General features: G+C 42.6%; 15 protein-coding genes. 8 read left to right on the top strand and 7 right to left on the bottom strand.

Translation table 11 applies throughout. The features are described 5' to 3' along the window. Positions 1-23 precede the first annotated feature (23 nt). The 7 genes from EGC86_RS03685 (at position 24) to EGC86_RS03655 (ending at position 5,455) form a co-directional block, all read left to right on the top strand. Positions 24-611: a c-type cytochrome gene (locus EGC86_RS03685; protein ID WP_425376020.1), complete on the top strand. Its 588-nt coding sequence runs from the start codon at positions 24-26 to the stop codon at positions 609-611. Between the two features lie 10 nt (positions 612-621). After that, complete coding sequence (locus tag EGC86_RS03680; RefSeq protein ID WP_011638963.1) at positions 622-1,740, top strand: c-type cytochrome; 1,119 nt, start codon at positions 622-624, stop codon at positions 1,738-1,740. A 179-nt stretch (positions 1,741-1,919) separates the two neighbouring features. Beyond that, positions 1,920-2,198, top strand: a complete 279-nt coding sequence (locus tag EGC86_RS03675) for a cysteine-rich CWC family protein (protein WP_165872329.1) — start codon at positions 1,920-1,922, stop codon at positions 2,196-2,198. A 42-nt stretch (positions 2,199-2,240) separates the two neighbouring features. Further along, positions 2,241-2,606 (top strand): cupin domain-containing protein, encoded by a 366-nt coding sequence (locus EGC86_RS03670; RefSeq protein WP_123776641.1) that lies wholly within the window; start codon positions 2,241-2,243, stop codon positions 2,604-2,606. 228 nt (positions 2,607-2,834) lie between these two features. Further along, a complete protein-coding gene (locus tag EGC86_RS03665) occupies positions 2,835-3,368 on the top strand; it encodes an SRPBCC family protein (protein ID WP_123776640.1) in 534 nt (177 codons plus the stop codon). A 204-nt stretch (positions 3,369-3,572) separates the two neighbouring features. Further along, a complete protein-coding gene (locus EGC86_RS03660; protein ID WP_011638959.1) occupies positions 3,573-4,946 on the top strand; it encodes an alanine/glycine:cation symporter family protein in 1,374 nt (457 codons plus the stop codon). 110 nt (positions 4,947-5,056) lie between these two features. Then, entirely contained in the window at positions 5,057-5,455 is a 399-nt protein-coding gene (locus EGC86_RS03655) for a hypothetical protein (protein WP_011638958.1), read from the top strand. Positions 5,456-5,499: 44 nt separating this feature from the next. On the opposite strand, the gene EGC86_RS03650 is transcribed toward EGC86_RS03655, so the two are convergent. From EGC86_RS03650 to EGC86_RS03635, 4 genes are all read right to left on the bottom strand, one after another. Next, positions 5,500-6,609 (bottom strand): ABC transporter permease, encoded by a 1,110-nt coding sequence (locus tag EGC86_RS03650; protein WP_123776639.1) that lies wholly within the window; start codon positions 6,607-6,609, stop codon positions 5,500-5,502. Positions 6,610-6,620: 11 nt separating this feature from the next. Continuing rightward, positions 6,621-7,592, bottom strand: coding sequence for an ABC transporter ATP-binding protein (locus EGC86_RS03645; RefSeq protein ID WP_123776638.1), 972 nt, complete (start codon positions 7,590-7,592; stop codon positions 6,621-6,623). Further along, positions 7,589-8,548 carry an HlyD family secretion protein gene (locus tag EGC86_RS03640; RefSeq protein WP_123776637.1) on the bottom strand — a complete coding sequence of 320 codons (960 nt, stop codon included), beginning with the start codon at positions 8,546-8,548 and terminating at the stop codon, positions 7,589-7,591. The genes EGC86_RS03645 and EGC86_RS03640 overlap by 4 nt, the downstream gene beginning before the upstream one ends. Positions 8,549-8,686: 138 nt before the next feature. Further along, the gene (locus EGC86_RS03635; protein WP_123776636.1) at positions 8,687-10,039 is read right to left on the bottom strand and encodes a flavohemoglobin expression-modulating QEGLA motif protein; all 1,353 of its coding nucleotides are present in this window, start codon (positions 10,037-10,039) and stop codon (positions 8,687-8,689) included. A gap of 234 nt (positions 10,040-10,273) precedes the next feature. On the opposite strand from EGC86_RS03635, the gene EGC86_RS03630 reads away from it, so the two are divergent. After that, positions 10,274-11,251 carry a PDC sensor domain-containing protein gene (locus EGC86_RS03630; protein WP_011638953.1) on the top strand — a complete coding sequence of 326 codons (978 nt, stop codon included), beginning with the start codon at positions 10,274-10,276 and terminating at the stop codon, positions 11,249-11,251. A gap of 84 nt (positions 11,252-11,335) precedes the next feature. Here the strand turns inward: EGC86_RS03630 and EGC86_RS20850 are convergent, their stop codons facing one another. The 3 genes from EGC86_RS20850 to EGC86_RS03620 form a co-directional block, all read right to left on the bottom strand. After that, positions 11,336-11,512, bottom strand: coding sequence for a PA3496 family putative envelope integrity protein (locus tag EGC86_RS20850; RefSeq protein WP_011638952.1), 177 nt, complete (start codon positions 11,510-11,512; stop codon positions 11,336-11,338). A 319-nt stretch (positions 11,513-11,831) separates the two neighbouring features. Continuing rightward, complete coding sequence (locus EGC86_RS03625; RefSeq protein WP_011638951.1) at positions 11,832-12,518, bottom strand: TorF family putative porin; 687 nt, start codon at positions 12,516-12,518, stop codon at positions 11,832-11,834. A gap of 394 nt (positions 12,519-12,912) precedes the next feature. Then, positions 12,913-13,185: an HU family DNA-binding protein gene (locus EGC86_RS03620; RefSeq protein WP_011638950.1), complete on the bottom strand. Its 273-nt coding sequence runs from the start codon at positions 13,183-13,185 to the stop codon at positions 12,913-12,915. Between the last annotated feature and the right edge of the window lie 83 nt (positions 13,186-13,268).

Here is a 13,268-nt window from a genome sequence, read left to right as displayed (position 1 = left end):
TCGCTGCATTGGCTGGCATAACGATGTTAACTGTTATGACAGCAGAAGCTGCAGAAACAACTCCCCCACAACTGCCGGTTCCAGCCGCGGCTCAGCTGTGTACTTCTTGCCACGGTGCACAAGGTCAAGGTATCGATATTATTGGCCCTCGTTTAGCAGGCTTATCTGCCGATTACATCAGCAATCAACTTGCGTTATTTCATGCCGGTAAACGTCAAAACCCAACCATGTTGGCAATGGCTGCTACGGTGCAAGGTGAAAATATTGCTGTGGTGGCGCAATATTTTAGTCAGCAACCTGTTGCAGACATTCAGCTCCAATTTCGTGGTGACAAGGTTGGTATTAGCGATCCTTTCGAAACATTAGCCTTTCAAGGTGATTGGTCACGTACCATTCCAGCGTGTGTGAGTTGCCATGGTCCGTCTGCCGTGGGGGGCGGGCAGTTTCCTCGTTTAGCGGGGCAACAAGCCAGTTACCTTAAAACTCAATTGTTAGCCTGGCAAGAGGGCTCTCGCACAGGCGATGCTGATAACATGATGGGCAATATTGCGCTGAAATTAACGGCTGCCGAAATCGATGGGTTATCTCAGTTTTTTGCCAATATAAAATAAGGACATGGCTATGAAATTATTATCGCTATTGACCATTGGCGCTCTGTTTAGCTTGCCTTTACAGGCCGATGAATTAATGACCGAAGTTCCGGCGAAGCCTACTGCGGTAAAATCGTCTGAGTCTTCGACGACACTACCCGATCGCCAAGCTGCATTACCTGCGCTGGAGAAAAAAGCTGATGCTGTTTATCTTCAACCCGCACCATTAACTGCTATTCCTGAGGGGGATTTTGGTGACAAGGTTCGTTTAGGTTATCAATTGTTTGTTAACACCCAACAACTGCGAGATAAGTATGTTGGCAATGAGCTCAACTGTGTTAACTGCCATATGAATTCAGGACGACAAGCCAATGCATCGCCTTTATGGGCGGCATACTTTGCTTATCCTGCTTATCGCAAGAAAAACGATAAAGTAAACTCTTTTCAAGAGCGCATACAAGGTTGTTTTACCTATTCGATGAACGGTAAAGCTCCGGCGGCAAACTCTCCTGAGCTAGTAGCAATATCGGCCTATTCTTACTGGTTAGGCATGAGCGGATTAATGGACCAATACAAGGTTGCTGGCCCAGTGCCTGAATTGTCTGATGTGGAGTTGGTTAAAGGTGGTAAACGGGATGATTTCCCAATGCCAGCAGCTATTGCTAAACATTTGGATATAGCAGCGTTAAGCCAGCTTCCTGGGCGCGGCTATCCGAAAACATCTCAACCTGAACTGGCCTATTCTCCAGAACGCGGCCAGGTAGTTTATCAAACACATTGCCAAGTGTGTCATGGTGAAGATGGTCAAGGACAAGTGATTGCTGGTGTTACTGCATTGCCACCATTATGGGGAGCTCAAAGCTATAATTGGGGCGCTGGCATGCATAGGGTCAATACTGCAGCTGACTTTATTTATGAAAATATGCCTTTAGGCAAAAGCGTGCAATTAACGGTTCAGCAAGCTTGGGATGTAGCGGCTTACCTTAATTCGTTTGATCGCCCACAAGATCCTCGTTTTAACGGTGATGTGAGTAAGACTCAAGCCACCTATCATAAGCACCAAGGATATTATGGCCAATCCGTTGCTGGTAAGCCTGTTTTGGGAACGGCCTCATATCCGGTTTTTCCGCTTAAAAATAATATAAAGTAATCATATTGGCTCTGTATTAACCATCAATCATTGTCAGTTATACCCATTAAGTTAACGCTTAGTGGGTATTTTTATCGATTGTTAATACGTTTTCAGAAATGTAATGCGCATAGCGTTTATTGAGCATGATGATAAATGTCAGTATATTCATTTATCATCATCACCATATAGGCAGGGCAATGACATTATTTACTTCAGCAGCACAATCGTGCCCACTTTGCCAGCAAGCTAATGGTTGTGCGATGGAGCAAGGGTTAGCCATCGATGCATGCTGGTGTGCTGAGCAAGCGTTAAACATGCCATTGATCATTGCACAATACAAAGCGGCATCTACTTTGGTTGATTTGCCGAATGGCCAATGTGTTTGTCAGTCATGTATGACTAAATTGGCGCAACAATTCAATAGCGATCCCGTCGAAACTTATTCACCAGAACCAAAATCAGAATTAAAATCATAACCATAACCATAACCATAATTACCATTCATTAGGGACGTTTCTATGCAAACGAAAGTGATTAATTTCAATGACAAGTTCTCTTTGTTCAATCAGCATTGGTCTCCTCGTGTGATTGCGGAAATGAATGACTATCAATTTAAATTGGTTAAGGTCGAGGGTGAGTTTGTTTGGCATGAACATGCCGATACTGACGAAGTATTTATTGTGATGGAGGGAACGTTGCAGATTGCTTTTCGCGATCAGAACATCACACTTCAGGCTGGGGAAATGTATGTTATTCCTAAAGGTGTTGAGCATAAGCCCATGGCGAAAGGAGAATGCAAAATCATGATTATCGAACCTCGAGGTGTCGTCAATACGGGCGAAATCGATAGCGATCGAACGGCGTTAAATGACCAGTGGATATAATGTAGGCAAAGGTTTGTCATTTATTAAAGGCCTCTGCTCATGCTAGTGCATTTCTAGCGCTAGCCGTTGGTGCAAAGTCAGTTGTGTGTTTAATGAGAAACTACTGTTAACTAGATGTTAATTTTTATTGTTAGCCTGCTGTTAGTCGGTATACTGAGGAGATTGCGTTTTGGCCATTAAGCCAAAAAGTCTGTCATATAACGCTATGTATACTTGAGGATAATAATAATGCTTAGAAAAATTCTCGTTGTTGTCGCGACTATTATTGCGATCCCTTTTGTTGTCGCCCTATTTGTTCAAAAAGACTATTCAGTCACTCGCACTATCACCATAGATAAACCGATTTCCGAGGTTTTTAATTACGTTAAACATCTAAAAAACCAGGATAATTTCAGTAAGTGGGCGCAAATGGATCCCGATATGGTCAAAACCTACCGCGGTACTGATGCGGCAGTAGGCTTTGTGTCTGCCTGGGCCAGTGAAAACCCTGATGTAGGTGTTGGCGAGCAAGAAATTATTGCCATAGATGAAGGTAAACGTATCGATTTTGAATTACGGTTTATCTCACCCTTTGAAGCGACCGAGCCTGCCTATATGAGCACTGCATCCGTTAATGCTAATCAAACTAAAGTTGATTGGGGGTTTAGTGGTCACTTTGCTTATCCAACTAACTTAATGTTTTTGTTTATCGATTTTGAAACCATGATAGGTGCTGATTTACAGCAAGGTCTAGAGTCATTGAAAGTGGTACTCGAAAAATAATTTGTATGCGCATGAGCTAATGACTCATCTTGAAGATGATTCATTAGGTCATGCGGTGGGTTGCCATGGTTAACTTAATCGGGGTAATCTAAAAAATGCAATCGTTGCAGTGGAGTTGGGCCACTGTAACCATAATAAAAATAACCAAATATCTAATAATTATAATATTCGACATAAGTCATTACTCATTATGAGGTTTTTTACATGGAAGCAGTCACGCAATTTGTCAGTATGATTAACAGTATAGTATGGGGCGTTCCCATGCTTATTTTGATTTTAGGGGTCGGGTTGTTTTTGTCGATAGGCTTAAAATTCATGCCTATTTTAAAGCTGAATCGAGGTTTTAAATTATTATGGTCGGGTCGTCAGGTTACTGATGAAAGTGAAAAAGGTGATGTTAGTCCATTTAATGCCCTCATGACTTCATTATCGGCCACCATTGGTACGGGTAACATTGCTGGTGTGGCTACGGCGATTTTTATTGGTGGGCCAGGGGCATTATTTTGGATGTGGTGTACGGCGCTCGTGGGTATGGCGACTAAGTTTTCGGAAGCCGTTCTGGCGGTAAAATATCGTGAGACAGATGCTAACGGTAACCATGTTGGCGGCCCGATGTATTACATCAAGAATGGTTTAGGCAGCAAATGGGCCTGGTTAGGTACTGCATTTGCTCTGTTTGGCTCGATTGCCGGTTTTGGTATTGGTAATACCGTACAAGCTAACTCAGTTGCTGATGCGATGAGCAGTAACTTTGGTGTACCTAGTTGGGTTACAGGTGTGGTGTTAATGGTGCTGGTGGGTGCGGTACTCATGGGCGGTATTAAACGTATTGCTGAAGTGGCTGGTAAGTTAGTGCCATTGATGACGGTATTTTATATTACCGCTGGTTTAGCGGTATTAGTTGTATATGCAGACGAAGTGCCTGCTGCTTTTATGTTGATTATTGAAAGTGCCTTTAACCCAGTAGCGGCCCAAGGTGGTTTTGCGGGGGCGGCGGTATGGGCTGCGATTCGTTTTGGTGTGGCACGTGGGGTATTTTCAAATGAAGCCGGGTTAGGAAGTGCGCCAATTGCCCATGCGGCGGCGCAAACGAATAACCCAGTGAAGCAAGGTTTAGTGGCCATGTTAGGTACGTTCATTGACACGCTCATTGTATGTTCAATAACGGGCTTGGCGATTGTGGTTTCTGGTGCATGGACATCTGGCGAAAACGGCGCAGCATTAACCTCTCTAGCATTTTCACATGCACTGCCCATGGGTAACTATATCGTGGCCATCGCTTTGGCTGTGTTTGCCTTTACCACTATTTTAGGGTGGAGTTTCTACAGCGAAAAATGTGTTCAATACTTATTAGGCGACAAAGCAGTTAAGCCATTTCGTCTAATCTGGACCTTAGTTGTGCCTTTAGGTGCAGTGAGTTCGCTAGAATTTATTTGGTTATTAGCCGACACATTGAACGCGATGATGGCGATTCCAAACTTAATTGCGTTAGTGCTATTAAGCCCTGTGGTATTTGGCTTAACTCGCGAATACTTTCTCAAGCAAAGAGCGCTTAACGCAAAACAAAAAGCCAATTAATATTGTCGTAAATAGTTGGCTAAGTGTTATTTTAGGTTAACTTTAGCCAAATGATTATTAAGCATGTTTATCAGTACATTGATGAACATGCTTTTTTAAAAGGATTTTTTATGAAGTACGTTGTTTTTACTGTCTCTGTTGCCGCCATCTTGAGTATGGTGTTTGTGTCGGGTTGCTCTAACCTGTCACTGCGAACCAATGCGGGTACAATTGCGCTAGGTAACGCCACAATAGCAGGGGTTGATACCTACACCTCAGCAGAAATGTCTAGGTTCAAAGCGCAGTTTCTTGGCGATGTGACCACTTCATATTGTGAAAATTCATCAGATCCTGAAAAGTTAGATGATCTTCCAAGTTTGTCTTCAATGACTAAGTCACTCAAATTACAAGTGACCCAACGAGGCGGTAATGCCATTGTGTTGAAGCAATGCGGCAAAGTTAATTACTCGTCTTGTGCTGTTTATTTAGAGTGTAACGGCGAGGCATATGTCATCGACCGTGGCTTATAACTAGATCCATTTTTCTAGCGCCTATTGGAGTCATACAATAGGCGTTAATCTAATCGTTTGCTAAATCGCATCGCTGCAATCCATAATCCAATGACTGTAAAACCCACCAGCCACAATACATCGTTTATTAACTCGCCTAACGTTGCCCCTTTTAACACAATCGCTCGGATCACCCGCATAAAATGGGTTCCTGGCAGTGCTTCGGCAATCCATTTTGCTGCTGTCGGCATGGCTTCTAATGGGGTGATAAATCCAGAGAGTAATATGGTTGGCAATAATACAAAAATGGTCATTTGCATGGCTTGTAGCTGTGTTTTTGCAATAGTAGATATGATTAACCCTAATGTCAGGCTAGCGGTAATAAACAGTAACGTGCCCAACAATAAATGACTGATAGCGCCATTGATGGGCACTGCAAAAATAATATTGCCTAAGCCTAAAATAATGGTCATTTGCACTAAGCCGATGACGATGTATGGCAATATTTTTCCAATCATCAGTTCTATTGGCTTTATTGGGGTGGTGATCAATAATTCAAGGTTGCCGCGTTCACGCTCACGAACGATAGCTGATGAAGTAAACAGCACCATGGTCATGGTCAGAATGACGGCGATTAAACCTGGAACAATATTCACCGCGGATCGCTGCTCCGGATTATAAAATAAGCTAACTTCAAACCGAGATTGGTTGCTGGTTTGCTCCGGTACAATATCGTTGAGCGATAGGTTGCGCAGTTGCTTTATCGCGCCTGCAATCATGGTGTCTGAACCATCGACTATCCATTGGCCAATCGGTTCATTGCGTGCGATTTTTTCATTCAAAGTAGGCGGTAAAATTAATGCCGCTTTAATGTCACCACGGCGAATAGCAGCCTGTGCTTGCTCTGCTGTCGTGAGATAGGATGTGACTTCCACTACCTGGGTGACTTTTACCGCTTCGACTATCCAGCGTCCTACAGCTGAATCACTTTGATCAACAATTGCTACCGGTATTGCCCGCACATCAGTATTGATGGCATAGCCGAATAACAACAGCTGGATCAGCGGGATCATTATCACCATGGCAAAGGTAATTCGGTCGCGCATAAGCTGCTTAATTTCTTTAGCGGTAATGGCGTGAATACGCATGTAGCTATGGCGAATACTGTTCAGCATGTTGTTAGCCCTTATGTTGCTTCATGGGAGGCTGGAACACGCTGGCCAGTATGACTGACAAACACGTCTTCAAGATTAGCGCTAACCAAGTGAATATCTTGCAGGTTAACGGGGTGATTATGCTGTTGGCACTGATGCAGTAACCAAGAGATAGGATCTGCCACTTGTTTGCTGACCAATACCCGTAATCTATGGCCTAACTGCGCCGCAGAGGTCACTTCAATGTGGCTAATTAATGCTTGTTTTAACGGCCTTAAATCAGTGGTGTTGATTTCAACCACATGGGCATTGATGTTATCCATTAATGCTTTTGGCGTGTCATCCGCTCTGATCCTGCCTTTTTCCATAATGGCAATTTTATGGCAGCGTTCGGCCTCATCCATATAATGGGTAGTCACTAAAATACTGGTGCCTTGTTCTGATAAATCGAACAGTTGCTCCCAGAAGTCACGCCTGTTTTGTGGATCAACGGCTGAGGTGGGTTCATCTAAAAACAGTAATTTTGGTTGATTTAAACATGCGCAGGCGAGGGCCAATCGTTGTCTTTGTCCACCGCTAAGGGTACCGGCCAGTTGATGCTGATATTGGCTTAGTTTGTAAGTGCTTTGCAGTTGATCAATGCGTTTTTTGCAGGTGCTATTGTCGATACCATAGATTCGGCCAATAAATTGCAAGTTCTCTGTAACGGTTAAGTCATCGTAGAGGGAAAATTTTTGGGTCATATAACCAATATTATGGCGTAATGCTTCAGCTTGCTTCGGGATGGCTAACCCCATGACATTAATGGTGCCTTCAGTGGGGGTGAGTAAACCGGTTAACATTCTAATAGTGGTTGATTTACCACAGCCATTAGGGCCTAAAAAACCATAAATGTTGCCTTTAGGCACCAATAAGTCTAATTGCTCTACCGCAGTAAAGTCGCCAAATTTTTTGGTTAGCCCATGAGCTTGAATTACCCATTGTGGGTCTACGGATGAGGTCATTTTTGTGTCGGTAATATAACTTGGGCTGGTATGCCCGTAGGTAGTTCGCTGGCCGAACTGTCTAAACTCACTTCGGCTAGAAAGGCTAATCGTGACCGATCTGCTTGATTCAGTGCGTAGTAGGGGGTAAATGCCGGTTCAGTACTTATCCAACGCAGTGTGCCGTTAAATGTGCTGTCGATACCGTCTACACTGACCGACAACGTTTGGCCTATATGAAGTTTGGCTGCATAGGGTTCAGGTATATACACTCTGGCGTAGGGTGCTGAATCAGCTTGAATAACCGCAACTATTGCACTCAGTTGGACGCGCTCGCCTACGTTGTAAGGCAAGTTATCTAGCTTGCCGTTGCGAGTTGCACGAATGCTTAAGTCGCTGTAAACCTGTTGCTCGTAACGTAGGTTGGCATTGGCTGCATCGAGTGTGGCTTGCGCTTGAAAAATATCTTCTTGGCGAACGCCTTTGATCAATATTGTAAGCCGATCGTTGGCGGCATCATATTCTGCATTGGCTTGATCGCGAAGCGCTAAAGCACGATCGCGCTCTGCTTCACTGACTAGATTTTTTGATAATAAACTCGCGCTGCGTTGATAAGATTTTTGCGCTTCAATTTTGGTTGCGTTGGCACTTTTTAACGCCGAATTGGCACTGGCGATATCTTCTGGGCGTTCACCATTGGTGAGTTTTAATAAGTAGGCTTGGGCTTTGACCACTTCCGCTTGCATTACTGCTAAGCGCGCGGCTTGTTTGTGGGTATCAAATTGGACTAATAAGTCACCGGCGTTGACTTGCATGCCTTTTTTTATGGGTTGTGATGTAATGATTTCTGCAGCGGTTGAACGAAGGATTACTCGGTCGCGCTCTAAAGTGCCTAATGCTTGTGACGGTGTGGCTGGCGTACAGCCACTGATCAATATCAAGCTGGAGAATAACGTTGAAAATAAAATGTGTTTCATAGCAAGTCTCAACCATAGCCGTTGTTACACTATAGCAAACTCGCTAGGTAACAAGGCATTAGCATTACACTTGTTTTGTAGACTAAGTGTGACTTATGCCACACTTAGCCTATTCGTTTACTAACCTATGACTGTCGCTTATTCGAAGTTGTTATCAAACTCTGAATCTTCAAATAAGTCGACTGCAGAAGTAGGGACAACATTTTTGAATTGGCGTGCAAAATGACGTTGCACCCCTTTTAAGTCGATATTGCCGATACCGGACGCAAAGCCAAACCAGGCATAAAGGCCGCTGATGTCTTCAAACATCGGTGGTAAATATTTAGGTCGGGCAATAATGCCTTCCTGGTAAGCTTGATACAGAACCGGAATGTCTTCGATGGCTAATTTACCTAAAAACAGCATAGGGATTAACTCTGGTAAACCCGTGCTAATGGCGCTACGGATAAAGTTAATGTTTTCAACATAACCGCGTACGTAGGAGATATCTTTAGTGAAAAAGCTGCCACCGCCGACCATACCACCACGAAATACCCGTTGAGTGACACGATAACTGTCTTTTGAACTCAGGTTTAGGTTTCTAAAGTAGCGATAGACCTCAATAAAGTCGGCACCTTGTTCAGCCATGTCGACAGCAGATACACGATCGCTAATTCGGCGTGCACGGCCCGGATTTGAGCTTAAGGTCAGCATTTCCATCAACACTGCTAAGCCTTCTTGCGACGCTGTCACTCGTGGTGAACCGACACTGAGCCAAGTCGCATGTGGTTGCGCACGACCATTAAGCGTGGTGCCCACATGAACCCAGCCTTCGTGTACTTCATACACATTCAAATCAGATTCGCTGAACATGGCACGGGTATTGAGTTTTACGGTGTCACCACCTACAGCAGCGTCAGACACAATACCATCGCTCAATTTAACGTGAATTTCATCGTTGTGAAAATATTTTACTAAACGCTCACTGAGAACATTGACCGCTTCTGGTGCGGTGATAATTTTTGGATGACGGTTACTCATGTGGCGCGCAGCAGGTAACGAAAATATATGGCTTAAACGATCGCCCAGTTGGCGTACCGTATGACGATCGCCATGTAATTTGTGGCTGGCACTGCCATACAATTCTTGACTGAGTTTACCAAACATTGGCTTGCCACGATTGTGTAGCATGTCTATCACGATCCGATATTGATCAATGTTAGCTAGTAAAATTTTACCTAACTTATCGCGTTTACCTAAACCTCGCTCAACGGCATTTTTTAACCCTTGTAGGTCGGTTTGGGTCTGATCTGCGTTAAATGATAAAGGAATCGATTGATAAAAATCATTGCTGATATTGGGTAACTCTTTGCTTTGTTTAGCTAAAAAGCCATCTTCAACTTGTCTTGGCCATTTTATCGAGTCTAAAATTTTAATCGGTGCTTGGATACGAATTAATTCATCAGAAAAACGACGAATATCTTGTTGATAACGCAATAAAGAGTCAGACATTGTCTTTTCCTAATCTTGAAAATATTGTAAGCAGTATTAGCACTTATATTAGCAGATGTTGATTGCAAAACGGCAATGAAAAAACACCTCAAATGTAGCACTGTTTTGGTGCGATAAATCAGTTTATATCGCAATTCCTTCCAGACACTTTATTTAAGTCTCTAAAAATAATAGCTTATTTACTTGGCATTAAAACTGCTTTAGCTAAAGTAATCGAGATTAAAAGGAAAACCTATGGCAGCGATGAGCTATTTAAGTGTGATCGAGCGTTACCATGAATATGAACATCTGGTACACGAATTATTAGAATCTATTTTGATCGGTGTGGGAGATATTAATTTATTCGAACAACCCATTTCGGCTAAAATTTTTGAAGACATGGCGATTAGTTATCCTTTTGTGGAACTCATTTATTTACTTGATGAGCAAGGGATGCAGATTTGTCCTAATATCAGCGTCATTAATCAGCAAGTTAAGCTAATGGCTTGCGGTCATCATGTTGACCGAAGCCAGCGACCTTATTTTACTCAATTGACTGCTATCGACACCGTTCATATTACTCGACCCTATTTATCAAACTCTGGTGGTGGGTTGTGCTTGTCGGCATCGCAAATGATTAAATCGGCCTCTGGGCAAGTGGTTATTGTGGTTATTGATGTCAACCTAACACGATTGATCGAGTTTATGATGGGCGACAGTGCTCGGCGTAAAATGTCTCCGTTTTTTAAAAGTATTTATACTGCGATTGTATTGTGTCTGTTTGTGTTGGTGAGCGTACTCATGTGGACCGTGATCCGCGATATTTATGCCTTGTTTAGCCAAATATCTGCGACCCATGATCCGCTACAGCCCTTTGGTATTATCATTTTTCTTACATTGGCATTAGCTATTTTTGATTTGGGTAAAACCATTTTGGAAGAAGAAGTGCTGATGCATAAAGATATCTTCCGTCACAGCTCGACTCGTAGAACGATTACGCGGTTTATTTCGACCATTTTGATTGCGATTTCAATTGAAGCTTTGCTGACGATGTTTAAAGCATCGCTGGGAGAAAAACAATATATTGAGCCTGCCATTTTGATGATGTTAGCGGTCGTGGGGCTATTGGTTGGGTTAGGGATATATGTGTATCTAGGTGCCAAAGCTGAGCTGCTACTCACACAAGCACAAGTTGGTAAGCACACTAGGCGTGTACAAACTAAAAATGAATAGGCAATTAATTAGCGCTTAGTAGTGCCTAAGTTCGCTCGCTTAAAATAGACAGGGATAAACGACATTGGCGTTTATCCCTATTTTTTAGAAAAAGTCGTCGTCACCAATCGCTTTACGTAATTGAGCTTGTTCGAGGAAATCTTCTAATCTGCGTTTTACTTGGCGTTTATGTTGTAATGTTTCGGCGGATTTAACGTTTCTAGGCGTTGTCATCGCGTCCATTTCTGTGTCATCAGGCACTCTTTCACTAAGATTAGCCATAACAAAACCCTCATGTTGAATAAAAGCGTGGTATTAATTCAATGAGCATTTTCTAACTAAAAAAACCTAAATAGGGAAGTAAAATATTTTTCCTCAGTTGGACAGCTATTTTTACCTTTCTCTTTGAGCTTAGCATTAATTGTTTTTCTTGCTAGTAAAACCAACTAGCTGGTGCGTAGAGTGTGCTTGTGATCAAATATTCTGGATGTGCTGAGCGTAGATAATGCTCCGCTTTCAAGCAGGTAAAAAAACGCCACCTTCAATTAGGTGGCGTCGATAACACGAATACAGCAAAGCGCATGTGCGATAGGGTTACTCGTTATAGGCTAAAGCCATATGAGTAACCTAAAACAACTTTAGCATCATTGTCTGGCAAGTCTGTGTCAGAGGCCATAAATGAGACTGTTCCTAGGTCTGTTTCAGCGCTTAAAGTCACGTTGTAGTCTGCATAGGTGTCGCCAAATAAATCTTCAACAACATCGCCTTGTGAATAACCGTAGTGGAATGCAATGCTGAGCTTTTCTGTTAACGGGAAACTGGCATTGGCTTGAATATAGTTCCAATCTGTTTCGTCACTTGCACCAGACACATCAGAGTCAGCGTTGATCACTTGAGAATAACCAACATCTAACCATTTCCATCCAAGCACCAAGGCCACTTCACCAAAATCAATACTGCCACCAGCATCTGGGTAAGCATAATAAAGGTAGCTGATGTCGTAAGTTAGGTCTTCAGTAAAGTTACCGCCATAACCACCATAAAGGTCTAGTTCGTAACTGGTTTCATCACCAAAATCGACATTTGATACCCAAGTACCGGCATAAAATCCAGACTCATGAGCATAGTCAATGCCACCTTGAACGGCTGCTTCATTATTGGTTTGTGTGGTGCCACGCCATAAGTAGTTCGATGTTGCGCCAATATTGCCAGTGACTTCAGCAAGGGCTGAGCCGCTTAGTAATAAGCCTGTTGATAACGCAATTGCTTGATATAGTGATTTTTTCATCTTCATCCCTTAAAGTTTTATTATCACTGAGGCATTTATGTAGCATTAAATGAGCTCAATGTTGGTTTGTCTGAAGATTAATTAGCGAATCGCATGCCAATATTTTTTTACATTTTAAATTAGTAAGTTATGTAGTTCTGGATCATTTTGTTGCATCTTTGTTGCTGCTAAATGATGCAGGAGCGCACTTTTAATGTGCAACAATACATCGGCGTTAGATATTCGCTTATATTGAGTAGATTAGCGTTTTGCTGTGGGATAGTAGGTGGTCTGAGGTGGTCTATATTATTAATTTAACTCGGGTATCTGGATAACAGAATAAGCAAAGCTGAAAAATAACCAATAAAAAACCTCCACAGAGGAGGTTTCTATCAAAAAAAGACTGAGCGTATAATTAATTAACGCTATCTTTTAGTGTTTTACCAGCTTTAAACTTAGGCACAGTAGCTGCAGCAATTTGAATTTCTTTGCCAGTTTGCGGGTTACGGCCTGTACGTGCGGCACGTTGAGTGGTTTCAAAAGAACCAAAACCAACAATAGAAATTTTATCACCATTTTTCATGGCCTCAGTTACCGCTTCTTCGAAAGATTTTAGTGCGCGGCCAGCTTCAGCTTTAGTTAGTTCCGCATTTTCAGCGATTTTTGCAATTAATTCACTTTTGTTCATATTGATATTCTCTGCTTTCCATAGAAGTGTTTTTTAAAACATGAATAACATGCCACAAGCCATGCTGGTTTAAAAGCACTTTA

It is taken from the genome of Shewanella frigidimarina, from assembly GCF_003797125.1.
Lineage (GTDB): Bacteria > Pseudomonadota > Gammaproteobacteria > Enterobacterales > Shewanellaceae > Shewanella > Shewanella frigidimarina.
This window is presented reverse-complemented; position numbering and strand designations above follow the sequence as displayed.